Source organism: Kribbella pratensis (assembly GCF_004365355.1).
Classification (GTDB): domain Bacteria; phylum Actinomycetota; class Actinomycetes; order Propionibacteriales; family Kribbellaceae; genus Kribbella.
Window position 1 is genome coordinate 1822383 of record NZ_SODP01000001.1, and the last position, 20863, is coordinate 1843245.

General features: G+C 68.5%; 21 protein-coding genes. 9 read left to right on the top strand and 12 right to left on the bottom strand.

Going from position 1 to position 20863, the window contains the following annotated elements; genetic code table 11:
- The first annotated feature begins 12 nt into the window (after nucleotides 1-12).
- On the top strand, nucleotides 13-1422 hold the full coding sequence (locus EV653_RS08570; RefSeq protein ID WP_134099814.1) for an alkaline phosphatase: 1410 nt from the start codon (nucleotides 13-15) through the stop codon (nucleotides 1420-1422).
- A 96-nt stretch (nucleotides 1423-1518) separates the two neighbouring features.
- The gene (locus EV653_RS08575; protein WP_134099817.1) at nucleotides 1519-2454 is read left to right on the top strand and encodes an AraC family transcriptional regulator; all 936 of its coding nucleotides are present in this window, start codon (nucleotides 1519-1521) and stop codon (nucleotides 2452-2454) included.
- Between the two features lie 8 nt (nucleotides 2455-2462).
- Here the strand turns inward: EV653_RS08575 and EV653_RS08580 are convergent, their stop codons facing one another.
- The gene (locus EV653_RS08580; RefSeq protein WP_134099820.1) at nucleotides 2463-3152 is read right to left on the bottom strand and encodes a GAF and ANTAR domain-containing protein; all 690 of its coding nucleotides are present in this window, start codon (nucleotides 3150-3152) and stop codon (nucleotides 2463-2465) included.
- A 170-nt stretch (nucleotides 3153-3322) separates the two neighbouring features.
- On the opposite strand from EV653_RS08580, the gene EV653_RS08585 reads away from it, so the two are divergent.
- Entirely contained in the window at nucleotides 3323-4003 is a 681-nt protein-coding gene (locus tag EV653_RS08585) for a transglycosylase SLT domain-containing protein (RefSeq protein ID WP_202871510.1), read from the top strand.
- 11 nt (nucleotides 4004-4014) lie between these two features.
- Nucleotides 4015-4629, top strand: a complete 615-nt coding sequence (locus EV653_RS08590; RefSeq protein WP_134099823.1) for a DUF1684 domain-containing protein — start codon at nucleotides 4015-4017, stop codon at nucleotides 4627-4629.
- A 1-nt stretch (nucleotide 4630) separates the two neighbouring features.
- Here EV653_RS08590 and EV653_RS08595 read toward each other — a convergent pair whose 3' ends face one another.
- The 4 genes from EV653_RS08595 to EV653_RS08615 form a co-directional block, all read right to left on the bottom strand.
- Nucleotides 4631-6799, bottom strand: coding sequence for a DEAD/DEAH box helicase (locus EV653_RS08595; protein WP_238159632.1), 2169 nt, complete (start codon nucleotides 6797-6799; stop codon nucleotides 4631-4633).
- A 193-nt stretch (nucleotides 6800-6992) separates the two neighbouring features.
- Entirely contained in the window at nucleotides 6993-7448 is a 456-nt protein-coding gene (locus EV653_RS08605; RefSeq protein WP_134099826.1) for an SRPBCC family protein, read from the bottom strand.
- Nucleotides 7441-8418: a TIGR03557 family F420-dependent LLM class oxidoreductase gene (locus tag EV653_RS08610; RefSeq protein ID WP_134099829.1), complete on the bottom strand. Its 978-nt coding sequence runs from the start codon at nucleotides 8416-8418 to the stop codon at nucleotides 7441-7443. Before EV653_RS08610 ends, EV653_RS08605 begins: the two co-directional genes overlap by 8 nt.
- Before the next feature lie 87 nt (nucleotides 8419-8505).
- Nucleotides 8506-9498 (bottom strand): SDR family oxidoreductase, encoded by a 993-nt coding sequence (locus EV653_RS08615; protein ID WP_202871511.1) that lies wholly within the window; start codon nucleotides 9496-9498, stop codon nucleotides 8506-8508.
- Nucleotides 9499-9625: 127 nt separating this feature from the next.
- On the opposite strand from EV653_RS08615, the gene EV653_RS08620 reads away from it, so the two are divergent.
- The gene (locus tag EV653_RS08620; RefSeq protein ID WP_134099832.1) at nucleotides 9626-11413 is read left to right on the top strand and encodes a thiamine pyrophosphate-requiring protein; all 1788 of its coding nucleotides are present in this window, start codon (nucleotides 9626-9628) and stop codon (nucleotides 11411-11413) included.
- A gap of 57 nt (nucleotides 11414-11470) precedes the next feature.
- On the opposite strand, the gene EV653_RS08625 is transcribed toward EV653_RS08620, so the two are convergent.
- Both EV653_RS08625 and EV653_RS08630 read right to left on the bottom strand, forming a co-directional pair.
- Nucleotides 11471-11824: a hypothetical protein gene (locus tag EV653_RS08625; RefSeq protein ID WP_134099835.1), complete on the bottom strand. Its 354-nt coding sequence runs from the start codon at nucleotides 11822-11824 to the stop codon at nucleotides 11471-11473.
- Between the two features lie 51 nt (nucleotides 11825-11875).
- Nucleotides 11876-12754: an SDR family oxidoreductase gene (locus EV653_RS08630; RefSeq protein ID WP_134099838.1), complete on the bottom strand. Its 879-nt coding sequence runs from the start codon at nucleotides 12752-12754 to the stop codon at nucleotides 11876-11878.
- A 157-nt stretch (nucleotides 12755-12911) separates the two neighbouring features.
- On the opposite strand from EV653_RS08630, the gene EV653_RS08635 reads away from it, so the two are divergent.
- Together EV653_RS08635 and EV653_RS08640 are read left to right on the top strand one after the other, a co-directional pair.
- Nucleotides 12912-13253, top strand: coding sequence for a TraR/DksA family transcriptional regulator (locus EV653_RS08635; RefSeq protein ID WP_134099841.1), 342 nt, complete (start codon nucleotides 12912-12914; stop codon nucleotides 13251-13253).
- Nucleotides 13254-13300: 47 nt separating this feature from the next.
- Nucleotides 13301-14317, top strand: a complete 1017-nt coding sequence (locus tag EV653_RS08640; RefSeq protein WP_134099844.1) for a Ppx/GppA phosphatase family protein — start codon at nucleotides 13301-13303, stop codon at nucleotides 14315-14317.
- A 181-nt stretch (nucleotides 14318-14498) separates the two neighbouring features.
- Here the strand turns inward: EV653_RS08640 and EV653_RS08645 are convergent, their stop codons facing one another.
- From EV653_RS08645 to EV653_RS08665, 5 genes are all read right to left on the bottom strand, one after another.
- Nucleotides 14499-14708 (bottom strand): hypothetical protein, encoded by a 210-nt coding sequence (locus EV653_RS08645; RefSeq protein ID WP_134099848.1) that lies wholly within the window; start codon nucleotides 14706-14708, stop codon nucleotides 14499-14501.
- 70 nt (nucleotides 14709-14778) lie between these two features.
- Nucleotides 14779-15663, bottom strand: a complete 885-nt coding sequence (locus tag EV653_RS08650; RefSeq protein WP_134099851.1) for an NAD(P)-dependent oxidoreductase — start codon at nucleotides 15661-15663, stop codon at nucleotides 14779-14781.
- 10 nt (nucleotides 15664-15673) lie between these two features.
- A complete protein-coding gene (locus tag EV653_RS08655) occupies nucleotides 15674-16051 on the bottom strand; it encodes a VOC family protein (RefSeq protein ID WP_134099854.1) in 378 nt (125 codons plus the stop codon).
- A complete protein-coding gene (locus EV653_RS08660) occupies nucleotides 16048-16662 on the bottom strand; it encodes a flavodoxin family protein (protein WP_134099857.1) in 615 nt (204 codons plus the stop codon). Before EV653_RS08660 ends, EV653_RS08655 begins: the two co-directional genes overlap by 4 nt.
- A gap of 88 nt (nucleotides 16663-16750) precedes the next feature.
- Nucleotides 16751-18034: a cytochrome P450 gene (locus tag EV653_RS08665; protein WP_134099859.1), complete on the bottom strand. Its 1284-nt coding sequence runs from the start codon at nucleotides 18032-18034 to the stop codon at nucleotides 16751-16753.
- Nucleotides 18035-18136: 102 nt separating this feature from the next.
- Between EV653_RS08665 and EV653_RS08670 the strand changes: the two genes are divergently transcribed.
- Entirely contained in the window at nucleotides 18137-18460 is a 324-nt protein-coding gene (locus tag EV653_RS08670) for a plasmid stabilization protein (protein ID WP_134099862.1), read from the top strand.
- 15 nt (nucleotides 18461-18475) lie between these two features.
- Complete coding sequence (locus tag EV653_RS08675) at nucleotides 18476-20845, top strand: phosphoketolase family protein (protein WP_134099865.1); 2370 nt, start codon at nucleotides 18476-18478, stop codon at nucleotides 20843-20845.
- The last annotated feature ends 18 nt before the right edge of the window (nucleotides 20846-20863 follow it).

Below are 20863 nucleotides of genomic sequence, written 5' to 3' on the forward strand. Positions count from 1 at the left end.
GAAAGGCCCGGAATGATCAGGAAAAAGGCATTCGTGGCCGCCTTCGCGGCGGCCTCGGTGATTGCTGCGGCAGGGATGGCCTCGGCCGCTGCCAGCGGGGCGTTCGACACGGCTCGCGGCGACGACTCAGCTGCCGAGTCGGCGTCGCACCAGCCCCAGCGCGGGCCGAAGAACGTGATCTTCTTCCTCGGTGACGGTATGGGCACCCAGGAGATCACCGCGGCGCGCTACTACCAGGGCGTCCAGAACAAGCTCAACGTCGACCGGGCCCGCTACACCGGCTTCGACACGACCTGGTCGGTGAAGCCCGCCGCCAAGCCGCCGTACAAGCCGGACTACGACCCCGACTCGGCCTCCACCGGCTCGAGCTGGGCGACCGGCAAGAAGACGATCGACGAGCGGATCTCGCAGGGTCCGAGCAGCGCCGACAACGTCCCCGGCACGAACTACCAGACCGTCCTGGAGCTGGCGCAGAAGCGCGGCCTGAAGGTCGGCGACGTCTCCACCGCCGAGATCACCGACGCCACGCCGGCGGTGCTCGCCTCGCACATGTCGCTGCGCGGGTGCCAGGGCCCGGCCGACATGACCGCGTGCCCCCAGGAGACCAAGGCGGCCGGCGGCCTCGGCTCGATCGCGGAGCAGGAGGTCGACCACAAGGTCGACGTACTGCTCGGCGGCGGCCGCGCCCGGTTCGAGCAGAAGATCACCGGCGGTCCGTACGCCGGCAAGACGGTCGTCGACCAGGCCAAGGCGAAGGGCATTCAGTACGTCACCGACGCCGCCGGTCTGAAGTCGGTCAACGACGACAAGCCGGTGCTCGGCCTGTTCAACAGCAGCAACATGTCGTTGGAGTGGAGCGGCCCGACCGCCTCCCTCGGCAAGGGCAACGCGGCGCAGTCCTGCAAGGAGAACCAGCGTCCGTCCAATGAGCCGAGCCTGTCGGACATGACGTCGAAGGCGATCAGCCTGCTGGAGAACAAGAAGGGCTTCTTCCTGCAGGTCGAGGGTGCCTCGATCGACAAGCAGGACCACGCCACCAACGCCTGCGGCCAGATCGGTGAGACGGTCGCGTTCGACAAGGCGATCGGCGTCGCGCTGAACTACCAGAAGACGCACCCGGACACGCTGGTCGTCGTGACCGCGGACCACGCGCACACCAGCCAGATCGTCGGCGAGGACGCCTCCGGCTCGGGTCTGCCGACCGGCTGGTCGACCAACCTGACCACCAAGGACGGCCAGACGCTGACTCTGACCTACGGCACCGCCGGTTTCGGCGGCGACGGCAAGGCCCCGGTGGCCGTGCCGCCGAGCCAGCAGCACACGGGTGCGGTCGTCCCGGTCTGGGCCAACGGCCCGGGTGCCGACGCGGTTCTCGGCACCAACGACCACACGCACCTGTTCGACGTTCTTCAAGGCAGGTAACACCCGTTTGAAGCAAACGTGTGGCCTTCGTTTCTTAGCGAAACGGAGGCCACGCGTGAGTGGTGCGGTGTCCGTGGTGCCGTGCAGTATGGGGCGATGGATTCCCTGCACTTCGAGAGCCGGGACCTGGCGAGGACCGAGGAGTTCCTCAACCGGGCCTACACCAAGATGCAGATCGGCGGCACCGCGAAGGACGCGAGCACCCGGATCTCCCGGGCCGCCGCGGACTCGATCAGCATCGACCGGCTCGAGATCGGTTTCGAGATGAGCTACGACGCCGACCCGCTCGGCAAGATCTGCCTGTGCGAGGTGGTCTCCGGCAGCATCGAGAACCACGCCACCGACGGCTGGAAGGACGAGTTCCGCCCAGGGGACCTGGTCTCGTTCGCCCCTCCGGAGCGACCGTTCTCCGGCAAGGTCTGCCGGTCGTCGTACAGCATCACGATGTTCGACCCGGCGCTGCTGACCCGCGTCGCGGGCGCAGGCCGGAAGGACGATTCGCCGGTCCGGCTGCTGTCCCACCGGCCGTACTCACGCCCGGCGGCGCGTCAGCTGTCGAGGACGATCGCCTACCTGGGTGATCAGCTGTCCGATCCCGCCGTACAGGACTCGCCGCTGGTGCGCGCGTCGGTCTCGCAACTGCTCGCCTCGAGCGTGCTTGCCGCCTTCCCGAACACCGCGGCGGCCGAGCGCGACAGCGCCGACCCGCGACCCAGCACCGTCCGGCGGGCGGTGGCCTTCATGGAGTTGAACCTCGATCAGGCCATCACGATCGGCGACATCGCGGCCGCGGCCGGCGTCACCGTCCGGGCCGTGCAGACAGCGTTCCAGCGGCACGTCGGCACGACGCCGCTCGGCGAGCTTCGGCGGCTCCGGTTGGCCGAGGTCCGTTCGGAGTTGCTGGCCGCCGATCCGGCCGGGCGCACCGTCGCCGAGATCGCGGCCCGTTGGGGCTTTCATCACCACGGCCGGATGGCAGCGGCCTACCTCGAGCAGTACGGCGAACTGCCGAGCACCACGCTGGCCCGCTAGGTCGGCGGCTACGGCAGCTTGCGGGTGTCGATGAGCTGTTGCGCGACGTCCCGCAGCTTGGTGTTGGTGTCCTGCGAGTAGCGCTTCAGTACGGCGAAGGCCCGGTCGCCGTCGATGTCGAAGCGTTCCATCAGGATGCCCATCGCCTGACCGACAAGCTTCCGGGCGTCGATCGCCTGCGCCATGGTCTCCTCATGGCGGGCGGATGCCAGCGCGACCGAGGCGTGCCGGGCCAGGATGTGCGCGACCGCTTCGTCATCGGCCGCGAACGCGTCCGGATCCGGGCTGTACAGCCCGAGCACGCCGACCGTCCGGCTGGTGGCCAGCGGTACGTCGAGAACGCTGCGGACGCCCAGGGTCGCGACCTTCGCGGCCCACTCCGGCCAGCGAACGTCGGCGAGCGTGTCCCGGATCAGCACCGGACGCCGTTCCCGCATCGCGGTCACCAGCGGCCCGTTCTGCTTGCCGAGCTGGAGTTCGTAGACCTCGGCGACGACCGGGTCGGTCACCGCGGCGATCTCCGGCCGCGAGCCGCGGGCAGTCAAGGCAACGCCGGCGTACGTGCACCGGAGCGCTTGGAGAGCGAACTGGACGACCGCGTCGATGGTCTCCTCGACCCCGGTGGCGTCGTGCAACTCGACCGCAAGATGGGCGAACGCCGAGGCGGCGCTCTCCTGGGTCGGGTCGATCAGCGTCATCTACGTCGTCCTCCACTGAGACGGCAGAGGGTGGCCCCCCTCCGGACCACCCGGCTGCCGTCCACACATCATGCGGCCCTGATGCCCGGCCCAGCGCCGTTCTGCCCGAGTTGATGCAAAAGTTGCGTTCCTTGGACAGCCGGACTTCGCCGTACGGCTAAGTTGGAGGCGTGCAGGTGGCGAAACGCTGGTCATGGGTGGCGGTCGGGGTGCTTCTGGTGGGGGTGTGGGCGGCCTGCTCGGACAACGGCACCAAGACCGCCTCCGCGCCGAAGACCCAGCCGACGGCCACGAAGCCGAAGCCGACGCCCACCACGACGACCACCACGACGACCACCGCGACCAGCACGAAGCCGTGGTACGACGACTACGACCCGGCCCGGTTCGCTCCCGAGGTCCGTCGTTACGCGCAGCAGGCCGGGATCAACCCACAGTTGCTGATGGCAATCTTGTACAACGAGGACTACAAGCCGCACGACCCGAAGTTCGAACGCCAGTGGGCCGAGGTCGACTCGGACCCGGCGTTCGGGATCGCCAACATGCACCGCCCGGCGTTCGACGAGACCAAACGCGGGCGCGACTTCGCCAAGCGGAAGTGGGAGGAGCTGCCGGACAACCCCGCGCTTGCGATCGAGGCCGCCGCCTGGCACCTGCACGACCTGGCGAAACGGCTGCCGAGCAAGCGCGCGGACCTCTACACGAAGGACGAATTGCTTGCCCTCGGCTACAACGCCGGCGGCGGCAACATGCGGATCTTCGCCCGCGGCCGGAAGGCCGGCTCACAAGCCCAGTCGTACCTGGACCGCCTGCACGGCAATTGGGCGAAGTCCGCCGAAGCCCTCAAGAGCTAACTGGAGACATCGTGGAATTCGCAGCACCCGCACTGGCTGTCGCCGACTGGCGCCGGCGCGTGTTTGCGCTCTACCAATCCGTCCGCGCCGAAAGCGATCCGGCCGCGGCTCACGCACTGTGGCGGGCCGGGCGGGACGACCTGCTCATGCATCATCCCGCTTCACCGGTGCCCGAGGACGAACGTGCGGCGTACGGCGGCGCGCCGGTGGGGGAGTACCGGCCGGAGTTGCGGTTCGACGCGGTGATCGACACGGAGGTGAAACGGGATCGGTGGGAGTTCGAGTCGGCCACGGACGGCGTGATCCCGTTCTCGCTGATCGGCGTCCTGCACCTGCCGGCGGTCGGGGACCTGGACGTGTGGTGGCTCGAGTCGTACGGCGGCGGCATTTTCGTGCCGCTCAAGGACGCGCTCGCCGGCCGGTCGACGTACGGCGGCGGCCGCTACCTGATCGACACCGTCAAGGGCGCGGACCTGGGCGGCGACCTGGGCGCCGGCCGGCTCGTCGTCGACCTGAACTTCGCGTACAACCCGTCCTGCGCCTACAGCCCCGAATGGACCTGCCCGCTCGCCCCGGCAACCAACAAGGTCGACGTCGAACTGCCGGTGGGCGAGCTGTCAGGCTAGATCAGGCAGCTGCTTCCAGGGCCTGGGTGAGGAGGGCGGCGAGGGCCTCGAGCTGGAAGTCGGCGGAGGCGCCCACCTCCTCGTCGGACCCGTCCAGCGCCTTGGCGGCCAGGCCGGCCTTGGCGTCGATCAAGTCGGCGATGCGGGTGTCGATCGTCTGCGCGGCGATGATCCGCCAGGCGGTGACCGGCTCGTCCTGCCCGATCCGGTGCACCCGGTCGATCGCCTGCGTCTGCTCGGCGTTCGTCCAGGACAGCTCGGCGAGGACGACGTTCGAGGCGACCTGCAGGTTCAGGCCGACGCCCGCGGTCAGCAGCGAGCAGACCGCAATCGACACCTCGGGATCCTTCACGAACGCATCGATGTTCTTCTGCCGGGTCCGGGCGGTCTGGTCGCCGCGGATCGACGAGAACTGGATGCCGCGCTCGGCGAACAGCTCCTCGGCGGCGTCCATCACCTCGATGTGGCGGGCGAAGAAGACCACCTTGCCGACGTTCTGTGCCAGCTGGGCCGCGTAGTCCGCGGCCAGGCCGGCCTTGGCCTGACCGATCCGGCGGAACAGGCTGAACACGTTCTCGCCGGTCTTCTTGGCCGCCATCTCGGTGCGCTCCCAGCCGGCCACCTGGCGGACCAGGTCGTGGTCGATCCCGTCCACGACGATGCCGGAACGGCGGGTTTCGAGCGCGGTGTTGTAGCGGGCGACGAGCCGGTCGGCGAGCTCACGCTCGGCGGCGCGGATCGAGCGGCCGACGGCGCCGTCCAGCTCGACCGGCAGGTCGGCGATCCGGCGGGCCGGGATGTCCGCGGCCACGTCCACCTTGCGGCGGCGGACGATACCCATGTCGATCACGCTCGCCCGCGCGGCGGCCGAGAAGCCTGGGTCGGCCGGAGTCAGATCGGTGTCGTCGAGCTTCTCCATCAGCTCGGCCCGCGGCGCCTTCTCGTCGATCCAGCCGAGGTACTCCCAGATCGCGGTGAAGTCCTCGATCGAGTTGATCAGCGGCGTACCGGTGAGGGCCATCAGCAGCGGGCGGACCGTGCGGTTGCGGATCCGGTTCGACAATTCGAGCACGTTGCGTGACCGCTGTGACTTCTTGTTCTTGATGAAGTGCGCCTCGTCGACGACCATGCCGCGGAAGCCGAGGTCGCCGAGCCAGCCGACGTGCCGGTCGAGGACCTCGTAGTTCACCACGACGATGTCGGCGAAGCCGTCGATCGTGTCACCGTCGCCGTGGATGACGGTCGGCGTACGGCGTGGGGTCCACAGGTTGGCCTCGCGTGCCCAGTTCGTCTTCACCACGTTCGGGACGACGGCGAGCAGCGGGTAGGCCTCAGCAGCCTGGGCGGCGAGCAGGGCCTGGGCGGTCTTGCCGAGACCCGGCTCGTCGGCGAGGAGGAAGGTGCGATGCCCGGCGGCCGCGGCAGCGATCACGCCGGCCTGGTGCGGCATGAGCTCGAGACCGCGCAGTCGCAGTGCGTCGATGCCGCCGGTCAGCTGGAGGGAGGTCGGGTCGGGCAGCTTCATGCTCGCCGCGGCACCGGCGTGCTCGAACGATCGCAGCAGCGGCCCGATGAGCTCCCAGCCCGCCAGCCGACTGGCATGGACCGGGCGCGGCGGAGGGCTGGAGAAGTCCGGGGCCAGGAACGGGTTGGCCAGCTGCCGGGACACGACGGCCTGGGGCACCACTCGCCTGGTCTGGGTCTCCGGGGGAGCGACCGGCTGCACCGGCTCGGGCTCCTCGGGCAGCTCCATGCCGGCGTCCTCAAGCATCTGCCGCCGGAGGGCGGCTGCGGCCTCAGAGATCACTGCGTCCTCGGCCAGCAGACCGAGGAGCGTCGGATCCATCGCGGCGGTCTTCGCCAGGATCGTGGCAATGCCGTCGAGCCGCCGGAGCTGCTCGGTGCGGTACGCCTCGGTGGCGGACTCCGCGCCGTTCACCCGGGCCCGCTCCTCGCGGACCAGCAGGGCGACGACCTGGAACTTCGTCCGGGTCGACGGCTTGATCGCACCGCGGGTGACCGCGCCTTCGACCTCGCGCACGGCCTGTGCGAGGACCTGGATCAGACCGTCTGACTCGCCGTCGCGGACACGACGCCGTCGACGGGGAGCGGAACGGGTAGCGCCGGGCTGGCGCTGACCTCGTCGGGCCAACGTTTCCTCCTGTGTCATGCCACGACGGAGCCGTGGCGGAAAGCCAGACCGCGCGAAGATCAACCCGCCGACGAGACGCCACGCGGAGCCGTCCAGAGGATCCCCCAGGAACACGGCTCAGAATTCACCGCTCCTGAATGTGCGATCGAGAAACCATCCTACCCTCTGTCAGCACCACCGAGCGCTACCGGGACCCCACCCGATTCCGCGATCAGGCTTCCGGCTCGCTCTCCGGGTGCCTGCTCTCCTGCTCCAGGGCGGCCTTGAGCTCCGTCAGCGCCTGCCCGAGCTTCGCGTCGACGCCGTCGTCGTGGCTGGTCCGGAGGCGGACCGTGAGCTTCGACGTGCCGTCGGCGACGAAGTCGACCACCAGTTCGCCGTGATAGTCACTCTGCGTTTCGGTACCCCACCGCAGGATGCGGTCCTCGTCGAGGACGTCGACCCACCCCTCCTCGTGCGAGTCCCCGGCCGTCAGGTCGACCTCCCGGTGCACGGCCTGGTGTGGCAGTCGCACCTCCGGGCCCTGGGCCTCCACCGGGCGGGGCGACATCGGGTGGAGCTCGGTCAGCCACGGCAGGTAACCGGGAAGCCGGTCGAGGTCGGACAGCCGGTCGAAGACGATGTTCGGCGCGACGTCGATCGTGGTCCACGCTTCGTGGTCACTCATGAGGATGCTCCTTGCGGAGGCGGAGTTCGGGGAGGATCTCGGTGCGGTAGAGGTTCATCATGTCGACGGTGTGCGGTCCCATGTTCGCGACGTACACCTCGTCGAAGCCCGCCTCGACGTACGGCGTGAACGCGTCGACGTGGTCATCCGCCTTCGGGCCGCAGGCGACGGACTTGGCCGTCGCCTCCTTGGTCACCAGCTGGCTGGCCTGCTCGAAGTGCCGGGGCGAGGGGAGCACCTGGGAGAGTTCACCGGGCAGACCCGAGTTGCCCCAGATCCGGTGAGCCTGTTCGACACCCTCGGCCTCGGTCGGTGCGTAGCTGACCTTGAACCCGGCCTGGGTCGGCTTGGTGCCGCCGCCGTTGTCGCGGAACCGCTGCAGCAGCTCCCGGTCCGGGGTCGTGGTGATGTAGCCGTCGGCGATCCGTGCCGCGACATCGGTTGCCTCGGGCCCGAATCCGGACATGTAGATCGGCAGCGGCTGCTGCGGCCGGGTGTAGATCCGGGCGGTGTCGACGGTGTAGTGCTTGCCGTGGTGGCTGACGAACCCGTCCTCGGTCCACAGCCGGCGCATGATCTCGACCGCTTCCTCGAGCATCTCCAGCCGTACGTCGATCGTCGGCCAGACGGATCCGAGCACGTGCTCGTTCAGCGCCTCGCCGGTCCCGACCCCGAGCGTGAACCGGCCGTTCATCAGTACGGCGCTGGTCGCGGCCGCCTGGGCGATGACGGCCGGATGGATCCGCACCGTCGGGCACGTCACCGCCGTCGTGATCGGCAACTCGGACACCTGCGAGATCGCGCCGATCGTCGACCAGACGAACGCGCTCTGGCCCTGTTCGTCGTTCCAGGGATGGAAATGATCACTGATCCACAGCCCGTCGAACCCGGCCTCCTGGGCCATTCGGGCCTGCTCGATCAGCTCGGCGGGTGTGTACTCCTCGCTGGAGAGGAAATATCCGATCTTCACGGCGCACCTCCGATGACTCGCTACCCATCGAGTGCCCGATGCCGCTGTCTCCAATCACCCCTCGGACTTATCCCCGCGGGTCCGGGACTATCGCTGGTTGCGAGTGAGGTAGACGGTCGCGGCGGCTGCGCCGGCAGCGAGGGCGCCGCCGACCATGCCGCGGTGACGCGAGGCCCAGACCTGGTAGCTCCGGTTGGTCGAGCGGTCGTCGAACACGCCGTGCGCGCCGTAATCGCGGTCTTCGTCGGCGGGGGCCCACAGGTTCGCCGGCTTCTCGGCCGGCTCGTCGGTCTGCTGTGCCTTGTACCCGGTGCGGGCCAGGTAGCGGTCCAGGAGCCCGGCGGCGAATTTGTTCGCGATCAGGGTGGCAGCCGTCGGGGCGCCGACCCAGTACTCGCGCCGACGCGGATGATCCGCGGCGTACACGACGGCGTCCGCGGCGACCTCGGGCTGGAAGATCGGCGGCACCGGCTGCGGGTGCTTGGGCAGACGTGAGAGCACCCAGGAGAACTGCGGCGTGTTCACGGCCGGCATCTGCACCATCGTCACGTGCACGTTCGACTTGTCGTGGAGCAGTTCACAGCGCAAGGAGTCGTGGAAGCCCTGGATCGCGTGTTTCGCGCCGCAGTACGCCGACTGCAGCGGGATCCCGCGATAGGCCAGCGCCGATCCGACCTGGACGATCGTGCCGTGGTCGCGCGGCTTCATCCGGGTGAGCGCGGCGCGGGTGCCATACACGTAACCGAGGTACGTGACTTCCGTGGTCCGCCGAAACTCCTCCGGCTCGATCTCCAGGAACGGCGCGAAAACCGAACTGAAGGCGACGTTCACCCAGACGTCGATCGGGCCGAGTTCCTTCTCGACCCGTGCGGCGGCAAGGTCCACCTGCTCGTGGTCGGCGACGTCGACCTCGATCGGCAGCGCCGTACCGCCGGCTCGCTCGACATCGTCCACGGCGGCCGCGAGTCCCGTCTCGCCGCGCGCCAGCAGCGCGACCTTCGCCCCGCGGCGAGCGAACGCGACCGCGCTCGCCCGCCCGATCCCGCCGCTCGCCCCGGTCACTACGACGACCTGTCCCACCTGAATCTCCTCTGTGATCGTGCGCGGAGTGCTCCTCCCCGGTGACCACGGCGGCGCGACCGAAACCCGGTTTGTTCAGGTATGCCCCGGGTACCGGCGGATGGCCTCGGCCTTCGGGAGGATCGATATGAGCACGACAGTTGGCGACTACGTACTTCAACGCCTGCGTGACTGGGGTGTCGACCATGTCTTCGGGTACGCCGGTGACGGGATCAACGGACTGCTGTCGGCCTGGGAGAAGGCGGGCAACGAGCCGAAGTTCGTGCAGGCGCGGCACGAGGAGATGGCAGCGTTCGAGGCGGTCGGCTATGCCAAGTTCACCGGCCGCGTCGGTGTCTGTACGGCGACCAGCGGCCCGGGCGCGATCCACCTGCTGAACGGGCTGTACGACGCGAAGCTCGACCACGTACCGGTGGTGGCGATCGTCGGTCAGACGGCCCGGACCGCGATGGGCGGCAGCTACCAGCAGGAGGTCGACCTGCACACGCTGTTCAAGGACGTCGCGTCGGAGTACATCGAGACGGTGATGGTCCCGGAGCAACTGCCGAACGTGCTCGACCGGGCGATCCGGATCGCGGCTTCCCGGCGTACCGTCACCGCGCTGATCATCCCGTCGGACGTGCAGGAGCTCGAGTACACGGCGCCGTCGCACGCGTTCAAGATGGTGCCGTCGAGCCTGGACCTGAGCTGGTCGGCGCCGGTCCCGGCAGCCGACCAGCTCGACCGGGCCGCGGAGATCCTGAACGCGGGGGAGAAGGTCGCGATCCTCGTCGGTCAAGGTGCGCGCGGTGCGGTCGACGAGGTCACGGCGCTCGCCGAGATGACCGGCGCCGGTGTCGCGAAAGCCCTGCTGGGCAAGGATGTTCTCAGCGACGACCTGCCGTGGGTGACCGGCTCGATCGGGTTGCTCGGCACCAGGCCGTCGTACGAGATGATGATGGACTGCGACACGTTGCTGGTGGTCGGATCGAACTTCCCGTACAGCCAATTCCTGCCGGCGTTCGACCAGGCGCGGGCGATCCAGATCGACCTGGATCCGACGATGATCGGGATGCGGTACCCGTTCGAGGTCAACCTGGTCGGCGATGCGGCCCGGACCTTGCGCGAGCTGATCCCGCTGGTCCAGCGCAAGAACGACCGGTCGTGGCGGTCGGGGATCGAGTCGAACGTCGCGCGCTGGTGGGAGGTCATGGAGCGGCGGGCGCACACGTCGGCCGATCCGATCAACCCGGAGCTGGTCTTCCACGAGTTGTCGGGGCGACTGCCGTCGAACGCCGTTCTGGCGGCGGACTCGGGGTCGGCCGCGAACTGGTACGCGCGGCACATCAAGTTCCGCGACGACATGCGCGGATCGTTGTCCGGCACACTGGCGACGATGGGGCCCGGCGTGCCGTACGTGATCGGCGCGAAGTTCGGGCTGCCGGACCGGCCGGCGTACGCGCTGGTGGGTGACGGCGCGATGCAGATGAACGGGATCAACGAGCTGATCACGATCGCGAAGTACTGGCAGGAGTGGGCGGATCCGCGGCTCGTGATCGCCGTACTGCACAACAACGATCTGAACCAGGTGACGTGGGAACTGCGGGCGATGGGCGGCTCGCCCCAGTTCCTGCCTTCTCAGGAGCTGCCGGAGTTCCCGTACGCCGGGTACGCGCGGCTGCTCGGGCTGCACGGCGTGACGGCGGAGAAGCCGGAGGAGGTCGCGCCGGCCTGGGACGAGGCGCTGCGCTCGGACCGGCCGTGTGTGGTCGAGTTCCGCACCGACCCGGCCGTACCGCCGATCCCTCCGCATGCGACCTGGGACCAGCTGGAGAAGGCGCTGGAGTCGATCGTGCGCGGCGACAGCGACCGGGTCAGCATGGTCAAGGAAGGCGTGAAGTCGAAGGTCCAGGAGTTCCTGCCCGGCAAGTCCTGACGATCAGGTCCTGACGATCGAGTCGGTCCGGGCGTCGGCCGGACCGACTCGATCTACTCAGGCGTGGTCGCCGTCGATGAGTTCGTGGATCTTTTCGAGGGCGTCCTGGATCTCGGGGTGCTTGTACTGCGCGGCGCGTGACTCGGCGCTGATCACGCCGCAGCGGTGGACGCGGCGGAAGTCGCCGTACGGGAACTCGTAGTGGCCCTTCGTCTCCTCGCCCATCTCGTCGTCCACGCCCAGGAACCACAGGCTGTAGTCGCTCCAGCCGTGCTTGTCCAGGTACTCGTTCTGCTCGGCCGCGGTCGGGGCGTGCTCGCTCCAGTCGTCCCGCTCGTCCTTGACCGTCTGGCCTTTCCCGACCAGGTCCTTCGCGTGCTCGAATGCCTTCTTGTTCAGCTTCACCGTCATACCGCTCCGGTTCCCGCCGGCCGCGAGCCGAACCACCCGCGGGCCGACCGCTCAGGGGAGCGGGCGTCCACCGGTGGCGCCGATGCGTTCGCCGGTGACGTACGTCGAGTCGTCCGAGGCGAGGAACACGTACAGCGGCGCCAGCTCGGCCGGCTGACCGGCGCGGCCCAGCGGTGTGTCGGCGCCGAACTCGCCGACCTTCTCCGCGGGCATGGTCGCCGGGATGAGCGGCGTCCAGATGGGGCCGGGTGCGACGGAGTTGACCCGGATGCCCTTCGGCGCCAGCTCCTGCGCAAGCCCCTTGGTGAAGTTGAGGATCGCGGCCTTGCTGGTGGCGTAGTCGAGGAGGTTCGGCGACGGTTCGTACGCCTGGATCGACGTCGTGTTGACGATCGCCGACCCCTCGCTCAGATGCGGCAGGGCAGCTTTGCAGAGCCAGAACATCGCGTAGACATTGGTCTTCATCACCCGGTCGAACTGCTCGGTGGAGATTTTCGCGATCCCGTCCTGCGACATCTGGTACGCCGCGTTGTTGACCAGGATGTCGAGTCCGCCGAGCTCCTGCACACACTGCTCGACGAGGCGACGGCAGTGCTGCTCGTCCTGGATGTCGCCTGCCAGCGCGGCCGCCGTACTGCCCGATTCCCGGACGAGGCGGCAGGTCTCCCGCGCGTCCTGCTCCTCGGCCTCGAGGTGAGAAATCATCACGTCCGCGCCCTCGCGCGCGAACGCCAGCGCGACGGCGCGCCCGATCCCGGAGTCGCCACCGGTGATCAACGCGCGCTTGCCGGCCAGTTTCTCGCTGCCCCGGTACGTCTTCTCGCCGTAGTCCGGCTCAGGGCTCATCGAGCCGCTGTGTCCAGGGTGCTCTTGCTGCTGCGGCTCCTGCTCGTCCGGCCGGGCGTACCTCGTCGTCGGATCGCTGCTCATCTTCTGCCTTTCGTCGACACGGTCGTCATCACGTCGTCCTCGCGGTACCCGCCGTCCGCCGCCGGCACGCGCGTCGCCGCCCGGCGCGGTCAAGGTATTACTCGACCCCTGACCCGGGTACCTGACGGTGCGCCCTGCACGACAAGGAGATCGGGTAATGGTCGTTTCGGATCAGGCGCCGCTGGGGGAGCGCTCTCTGGACCTGGCGTGGTTCCGTCGCGAACTCGAACAAGAGCGGGAATTCAGGCTCGAGCAACTCATCAGCCTGTCGTACGACGCGGACGGGCCCTGCTCGAAGGCCCACGATGAGGTCCGCGCCGCGTTGAGGGCCGGTGCGCGCCGTGCGTTGGCGGAAATCGACGCCGCACAGTTCCGCCTCACCCGTGGCACATTCGGCACCTGTGAGATCTGCGGAGGCCAGATCCCCGCTCACCGGTTGACAGCAATCCCTACGACCAGGCTGTGCCTGCCCTGCGAGCGCTCCCGGGTCGAGCGGTGAGGTTCAGCCCTTACCTCCCCGGGTTTCTTGCGGGGCACAGCAACATCGTGAGAATCGGTGTTCTGGATGTCGGGTCGAACTCGGCCCAGCTGCAGGTGGTCGAGGCGTCGCCCGGTGCTCCGCCGCTGCCAACGCACGCGGTGAAGCAAGCGACGCTACTGGGTGAAGCCATCGAGCCGGACGGCTCGATCTCGGCGGAGGGGGCCGATCGGGTGATCGCCGCCGTCCGCGAGGCGGTGGCGGCAGCGCGCACGTTGCAGGTCGACCGGCTGTTCGCCTTCGCGACGTCCGCCGTACGGGACGCAGCGAACGGTAGCGAGATCGCCCAGCGGTTGCGCGACGAGGCAGGCATCCAGCCGCGATTCCTCACCGGGGAAGACGAGGCCCGGCTCACGTATCTGGCCGTACGGCGCTGGTACGGCTGGTCGGCGGGACGGCTTCTCGTCCTCGACATCGGTGGCGGATCAATGGAGATCGCCCTCGGCCGCGACGCCCAACCCGATCTGGCCGTGTCGCTCCCACTCGGCGCCGGGCGGCTCACCAGGGCGTTTCTGCCTGACGATCCGCCGAGCAAGCGCCAGTTGCGGGAATTGCGTCACCACACCAGGTCGACCTTGCGCGAGGTGTCCGACCGACTCAGGTGGGAAGGCGATCCGAAACGCGTGATCGCCAGCTCGAAGACCTTCAAGCAACTGGCCCGCCTGGCAGGCGCCCCGCCGCAACGGACCGGCCCGTTCGAACGGCGCCATCTTCGCCGCTCGGACGTGGCGAGCTGGATCCCGCGGCTGGCGGCGGTGCCGAGTGCCGAGCGTGCCCGGTTCCGCGGGATCTCCGAGGCTCGGGCCCGGCAGATCCTCGCCGGCGCGATCGTCGCGCATGCGGTGATGACGACGCTGGACATCAGGTCGCTGGACGTGTCGCCCTGGGCCTTGCGGGAGGGCATCATCCTCCACCACCTGGAGACCGTGATGCACCAGGAACAACCCCTGAGCCTGGACTCCCTCCAACCGGTCGAGGTCCTGGAAACCCCGATGACCAACGTGACACCGATCAAGTCTCCGTGACCCTCGCGGAGCCGGTCGGAGCGGTGCTGGTCGGAGGGGTGCCGGTCGGACAGATGCTGGTCGGATAGGTGACTTCGCGCCGGGCCCAACCCCGGGCGCCAGGACGAGACCCGGCTTTCGAGCTTGGCTGCACTCGGCCTGGCCTTGTGCTTGCCCAGCGCGAAGCGCTTATCTACCGGCCTCAGCGGCCGGTTGGCTCAGCGGGCGAGCGCCCGGTCGCGGACGCACGCGTGGTACGACGACGTGACGTCGACGTCCGCTGGTCGTCGACGTCTGCCTGCAGGGGTTCGGGACAGACGACGGTCTTGTGAACCGGTCCGCCGCCGAGACGCCGATACTTCCACTGGCGCTCGTCGTAGTCGTAGTACGTGTCGACTCCGCCGATAGCCATAATCGAGCCTCCCACCCCAGTTGCTCTCAGGTGAGCGCGGTTGCCTACGGGTTCCCAAAGATCGCAGTACTCAAACCCCTGGATTCTGTCGTCGGTCGCGCCAGAGGTTCTCGAGGTGGGTGAAGGCCAGCAGTTCGCCGTCCACGGCGCCGAAGGAGGCGAGCGCGTCGCGATGTACGGCGTTCACCAGTGAGGTGAGGGCAACTGGAACGCCCTGCAGGCTCGCGAAATCTTCGATGGATTCGAGTTCCTCGACGATCCGATCGAGGCCGAACGTCGCCAGTCGATCCCCGGCCAGCATGCGCGGTACGACGTCCTGGACGAAGGTCGAGGCAGCGGGTCCGTCCAGCAGGATCTTCCTGAGCTGTAAGGGATCGAGTCCGCCGCTCTGCCCCAGCATGAGCGCCTCGCCGACGGCGATGACCTGGCTGAACCACAGCAGGTTGACCAGCAGTTTGGTCAGGTACCCGCTGCCGTGTGGGCCGGTGTAGTGCAAGTCCTTGGCGAAGGCTCGCAGGATCGGCTGGAGGCGCTCAAAGGGCGACGAATCGCCCGCGACGTACAGCGTGAGTTCACCAGCCGCCGCTGCCTCGGGTCCGCCGCCCACCGGACTCTCCAGGTAGTCGATGTGGTGGTGAGCGGCGGCCGCCGCGAGTTCCGCCCCAAGGGCGGGGGAGGCGCTGGTCAGGTCGAGCCAGGTCGTGCCGGGCCTGAGACGGTTGAGCAGCCCGGACTCTTCGAGCATCAACGCGCGAAGCTCCGGGCTGCCAGGGAGCACTGTCACGAGTACGTCGGTCTCCGGCAACGGCTCACCCCAGGTCGCACCGAGTTCCGTGGCCTGATGTGCCACCTCGGCGCGGACGTCGTGAACCCGGACGGAGTGTCCCGCGGCGACGAGCTGAGGTGCTACCGGAAGCCCGATCCGGCCGGCGCCGACGAGTGCGATCTCAACCATGACCGCATTATCAGTAGCCAGGGATGTAGAGGCAGAAGAGATGGCCGTGCGGGTCGCGCATGACCCGCACCCCGTCGGGCTGCGGTTGATGTGACTCGATCGTCGCGCCCAGTTCGACGGCGCGCTCGACCTCGCGATCCAGGTCATCGACCTGGATGTCCAGATGGGCCTGCATCTGCTGGGAATCCGGGTCCTGCGGCCACACCGGAGGGACATGGTCTTTCTCCAGCTGGAAACTCAATCCCGGCCGCTCCTGCTCAGGCGCCCGCAACCGCACCCATCCGGGCTCCCGTGTCATCTCGACCCAGCCCAGCAGCTCTCGATAGAAGTCCGCCAACGCCGGCGGATCCGGAGTACCGAGAACTGTGGCGGTGAGGCTCGCCGTCATGACTCGATCCTCGGGTACTGCGCTTCACGCAAGAGCCGGGCGAGATGGGCGGCGTTGGCGGCGGCGGTCTTCGTGGTCAGGCCGGTGGTGTCGGGCTTCGGTCCGGCGTCCTGGTAGTCCTCGGAGCCCATCGCCTCGCCGACCCAGTACGTTGCACCGGCCGCGGGAATCGTGAAGCCGACGTCGTTCAGCGCCTGGAACACCTCCGCGCTGACGTGATGCGCACCGTCTTCGTTGCCCACGACACCGACCATGGCGACCTTTCCGTACACCGACGGCCGGCCCTGTTCGTCCTTCTCGGACAGCTCGGCGTCCAGGCGCTCGAGGACCACCTTGCACACGCTCGCCGGCTGTCCCATCCAGATCGGCGTCGCGAGGACCAGGATGTCCGCCGCCAGGACCTTCGCCCGCAGCGCCGGCCACTCGTCCCCGTCACCCTCGTCGACGCTGACCCCGAACCGGACATCGTGATCGGCCACCCGGACGAGCTCGCCGTCGACGTCGTGGTCGGCCAGCGCGGTCATGATCTCCCGTCCGATGAGCTCCGAGCTCGACTTCGCCGGTGACTTCTTCAGCGAACAACTCAGCACCAGCGCATGCAGCGTCGTCATCTACGCCCTCCGTCTCCACACTGTCGGAACCGCCCGGTAACCACCGGCCGCCACCCGGAAACGGTGAGTTCCCGCTTGGGAGTCCGCGTCAGGTTCGCCAGAATCCCAGGCGGATCGTTGTGTGGTTGAAGGTGGTGGGGAGCGGGTCGGCCAGCTTCGTCCGCGTGGCCGGGTCGACGTCGAGGTCGTAGTTGGCGGCGACGTGGCTGACCGCGGTGCTCGTGGCCAGGAGTGCGACGTTGCGGCCGGGGCACTCGGCCGGGCCGGCGCTGAACGGGAGGATCGGCCAGGAGCCGTCGGCGCGGCCGTCGAGCCAGATGCTCGGTTGGACGGAGTTGGCGAAGTCGACGGCCTCGTCGTCGCGCTGGAAGACCGAACTGACGATCGCGAACTCGGTGCCTGCGGGTGCAGTGCGCTCACGCCACACGGTGCTCGCGCGCGACTCACGCAGTACGAGGGGCGTCGTCGGCCAGAGCCGGAGCGACTCCTGGACCGCCGCGCCGGCGTGGGCGAGCAGGGGAGAGGCGTCGGGATGCCGAGCCTCGGTGATGATCCTCTCAAGCTCGTCCGGACGAGTGGCGAGTACGGCGTACAGCCGCCAGAGCGCGATCCCCGCGCTGTCGAACGCGACCAACCACTCCGCCACCTGACCGGCTGGATCGAGTACGCCGTCGTCGTGCGCGAGCGCACTGACCAGCGACCCCGGTTCCGCCTTGGCGACGTACGCCGCGACCACATCGAGGAAGCCTTCGCGGACCTCGTCCCGCCGCGGATGGAGCTCGGCCCAGTTCGCATCGGCCCGAAGCTGGTCGAGGTCAGCGGTGAGCACGGTGTCGTCGCGCGCCGAGTCCCCCAGGACGATCCGGCGTACGACGCGGGACCAGATCGAGCGGAACTCGTCCCAACCGAGGGTCGCGGTCAGCGTGTCCAGTTCCTCGCGGACGATCTCCAGCATGCGTTGTCCGTGCTCATGCACAGGCTGATGACTGCCGAGCACTCGCTCGTTCAACTCACGCCGCGAAGCACGCAGCGGCGGATCTGTGACCAGCACAGCATGGGGCTGGAAGTGCGGCAGCGCTGTCGCCGCGTCGAAGGGTTCGGGCGTCTCCGCCAGCAATCGCCGTACGTCGTCCGCGGCGAGAACGAGCCCGATCGTCCGGCCCGAGATCCGGAACAGCAGCGGTCCGTCGCCGTACCTGTCACGGAACTTGCGCACCAGCCGCAACGCGCGATCGTCGGCGTGGAGCCGCTCCGCCAGGGTGCCGACCTGGGGCCGACGGAGGGCCGCGCCGTGCGCGACCAACGGCAGGAAGATATCTCGCACCGCACGTCCGGTGTCGAGTGGCGAGGCGGCAGGCAACTCTGTCGGCATGGGTTCCGGTGTCCGCCTGAGCGCCGGCGAAACCCGACGATTGACAGCGGTCACTCCGGGTACTGGCGGATCGGGTGAAAATCGGGTGAAGGGAGCAACGACATGCCTGCAGGATCGAGCCCGAAGCGGGAGCGGCAGTACGAGCACATCAAGGACGGGCTGAAGAAGCGCGGTCGCAGCGAGGACGTCGCCGAGGAGATCGCTGCGCGCACGGTGAACAAGGAACGCGCGCGGTCGGGCGAGGCGAAGGAGAAGAGCCGTACGTCGACGCAGGACATCTCGTCGAGCCGGCGGGGTGGGCTGCGCTCGCACAGCGGCTCCAAGGGCCGCACCAAGGACCAGCTTTACAATGAGGCGAAGCAGAAGAACGTCAAGGGTCGCTCGAAGATGACGAAGGCCGAGCTCGCGAAGGCGGTCGGCCGCTAGCTGGGGGAGCCAGCCGTGCAGCAGACCGACAGCACGCCATTGACCGACGACGAACTACGCGGCATCGACGCTTACTGGCGCGCAGCGAACTACCTGTCCGTCGGGCAGATCTATCTACTCGCCAATCCACTTCTCCGTGAGCCGCTGCGGCCGGAGCACATCAAGCCCCGGCTGCTCGGCCACTGGGGTACGACGCCCGGGCTGAACCTGATCTACGCGCACTTCAACCGCGTGATCAGGCAGCGTGATCGCGAGGTCCTGTTCGTCACCGGACCCGGCCACGGCGGTCCGGCGCTGGTCGCGAACACCTGGCTCGAAGGCAGCTGGACCGCGGCGTACCCGAACACCACGCAGGACGAGGTCGGCATGGGCCGGCTGTTCAAGCAGTTCTCGTTCCCGGGCGGCGTCCCGAGCCATGTCGCCGCAGACGTCCCGGGGTCGATCAACGAGGGCGGCGAACTGGGGTACTCACTCAGCCATGCGTACGGCGCTGCCGCGGACAACCCCGAACTCGTCGTGGCGTGTGTCGTCGGCGATGGCGAGGCCGAGACGGGTCCGCTGGCGGCGTCCTGGCACTCGAACAAGTTCCTGGACCCGGTGCGCGACGGCGCCGTCCTGCCGATCCTGCATCTGAACGGCTACAAGATCGCGAACCCGGCGGTGCTGGCGCGGATCGGCGACGACGAGTTGTCCGCGCTGCTGCAGGGGTACGGCCACGAGCCGTACCTGGTCGAGGGCTCGGAACCGGCCGAGGTGCACCAGGCGCTGGCCGCGACGCTCGACCTCTGCATGGACCGGATCGACGAGATCCAGCTGGAGGCCCGCTCTGCGGCCCAGCCGCCGCCCCGACCGGCCTGGCCGATGATCGTGCTCCGTACGCCGAAGGGCTGGACGGGCCCGCAGATCGTCGACGGAGAGCCGGTCGAGAACACGTGGCGGGCGCATCAGGTGCCGCTGTCCGGCGTACGGACGAACGACGACCACCTGCGCCAGCTGGAATCGTGGATGCGCAGCTACCGGCCTGAGGAGTTGTTCGACGACCACGGCCGTCCGGTCGCGGCGCTCGTCGAGCTCGCGCCGGGTCCGGAGCTGAGGATGGGGTCGAACCCGCATGCCAACGGTGGGGTGCTGAGCCGCGATCTCGAGCTCCCGGCGGTCGAGGAGTACGCCGTACCGGTGAAGATCCCGGGTGCGGAGGACGGCGAGCCGACGCGGGTCTTCGGGGCGTTCCTGCGCGATGCCTTCCGGATGAATGCCGACAACCTGCGGCTGTTCGGCCCGGACGAGACCGAGTCCAACCGGCTGAGCGCCGTCTACGAGACGACCGGCAAGCAGTGGCAGGCCGAGCTGCTCGACACCGACAACCACCTGGCCCGCGACGGTCGCGTGCTGGAGATCCTCAGCGAGCACACCTGCCAGGGCTGGTTGGAGGGTTACCTGCTGACCGGTCGGCACGGGCTGTTCTCGTCGTACGAAGCGTTCGTCCACATCGTCGACTCGATGGTGAACCAGCACGCGAAGTGGCTGAAGACGATCAACCGGCTGGAGTGGCGGCGGCCGATCCCGTCGCTGAACTACCTGCTCACCTCGCACGTCTGGCGGCAGGACCACAACGGCTTCTCGCACCAGGACCCGGGTTTCATCGACCATGTCGTCAACAAGAAGGCCGAGGTCGTCCGCGTCTACCTGCCGCCGGACACCAACACGCTGCTGTCAACGATGGACCACTGCCTGCGGACCCGCAACTACATCAACGTCGTTGTCGCAGGCAAGCAACCGCAGCCCAACTGGCTCGACTGGGACGCGGCCGCGCTGCACTGCGCGCGGGGCGTCGGCGTCTGGGACTTCGCCAGCAACGACGAGGGCGAGCCGGATGTCGTGATGGCCTGCGCCGGCGACGTACCGACGATGGAGACGCTCGCCGCAGTCGACCTGCTGCGCGAACACCTGCCCGACCTGCGGATCCGGGTCGTCAACATCGTCGACCTGATGCGGCTTCAGTCCGAGGGCGAGCACCCGCACGGACTGCCGGACGCCGAGTTCGACGCGCTGTTCACCACGGACAAGCCGGTGATCTTCGCGTACCACGGCTATCCCTGGCTGGTCCACCGGCTCACGTACCGCCGGCGCGGGCACGACAACCTGCACGTCCGCGGCTACATCGAGGAGGGTACGACGACCACGCCGTTCGACATGGTCGTCCGCAACAACCTCGATCGGTACCACCTGGCGATGGACGTCATCGACCGCGTGCCGTCGCTGGGCAGCCGGGCGGTGTCGACGCGGCAGTACTTCGCCGATCAGCGCGCCCGCCACCACGCGTACGTCACGACGTACGGCGAAGATCTGCCGGAGGTCAGGGACTGGCGGTGGACACCGCGCTAGGACACGAGGCTAGGACAC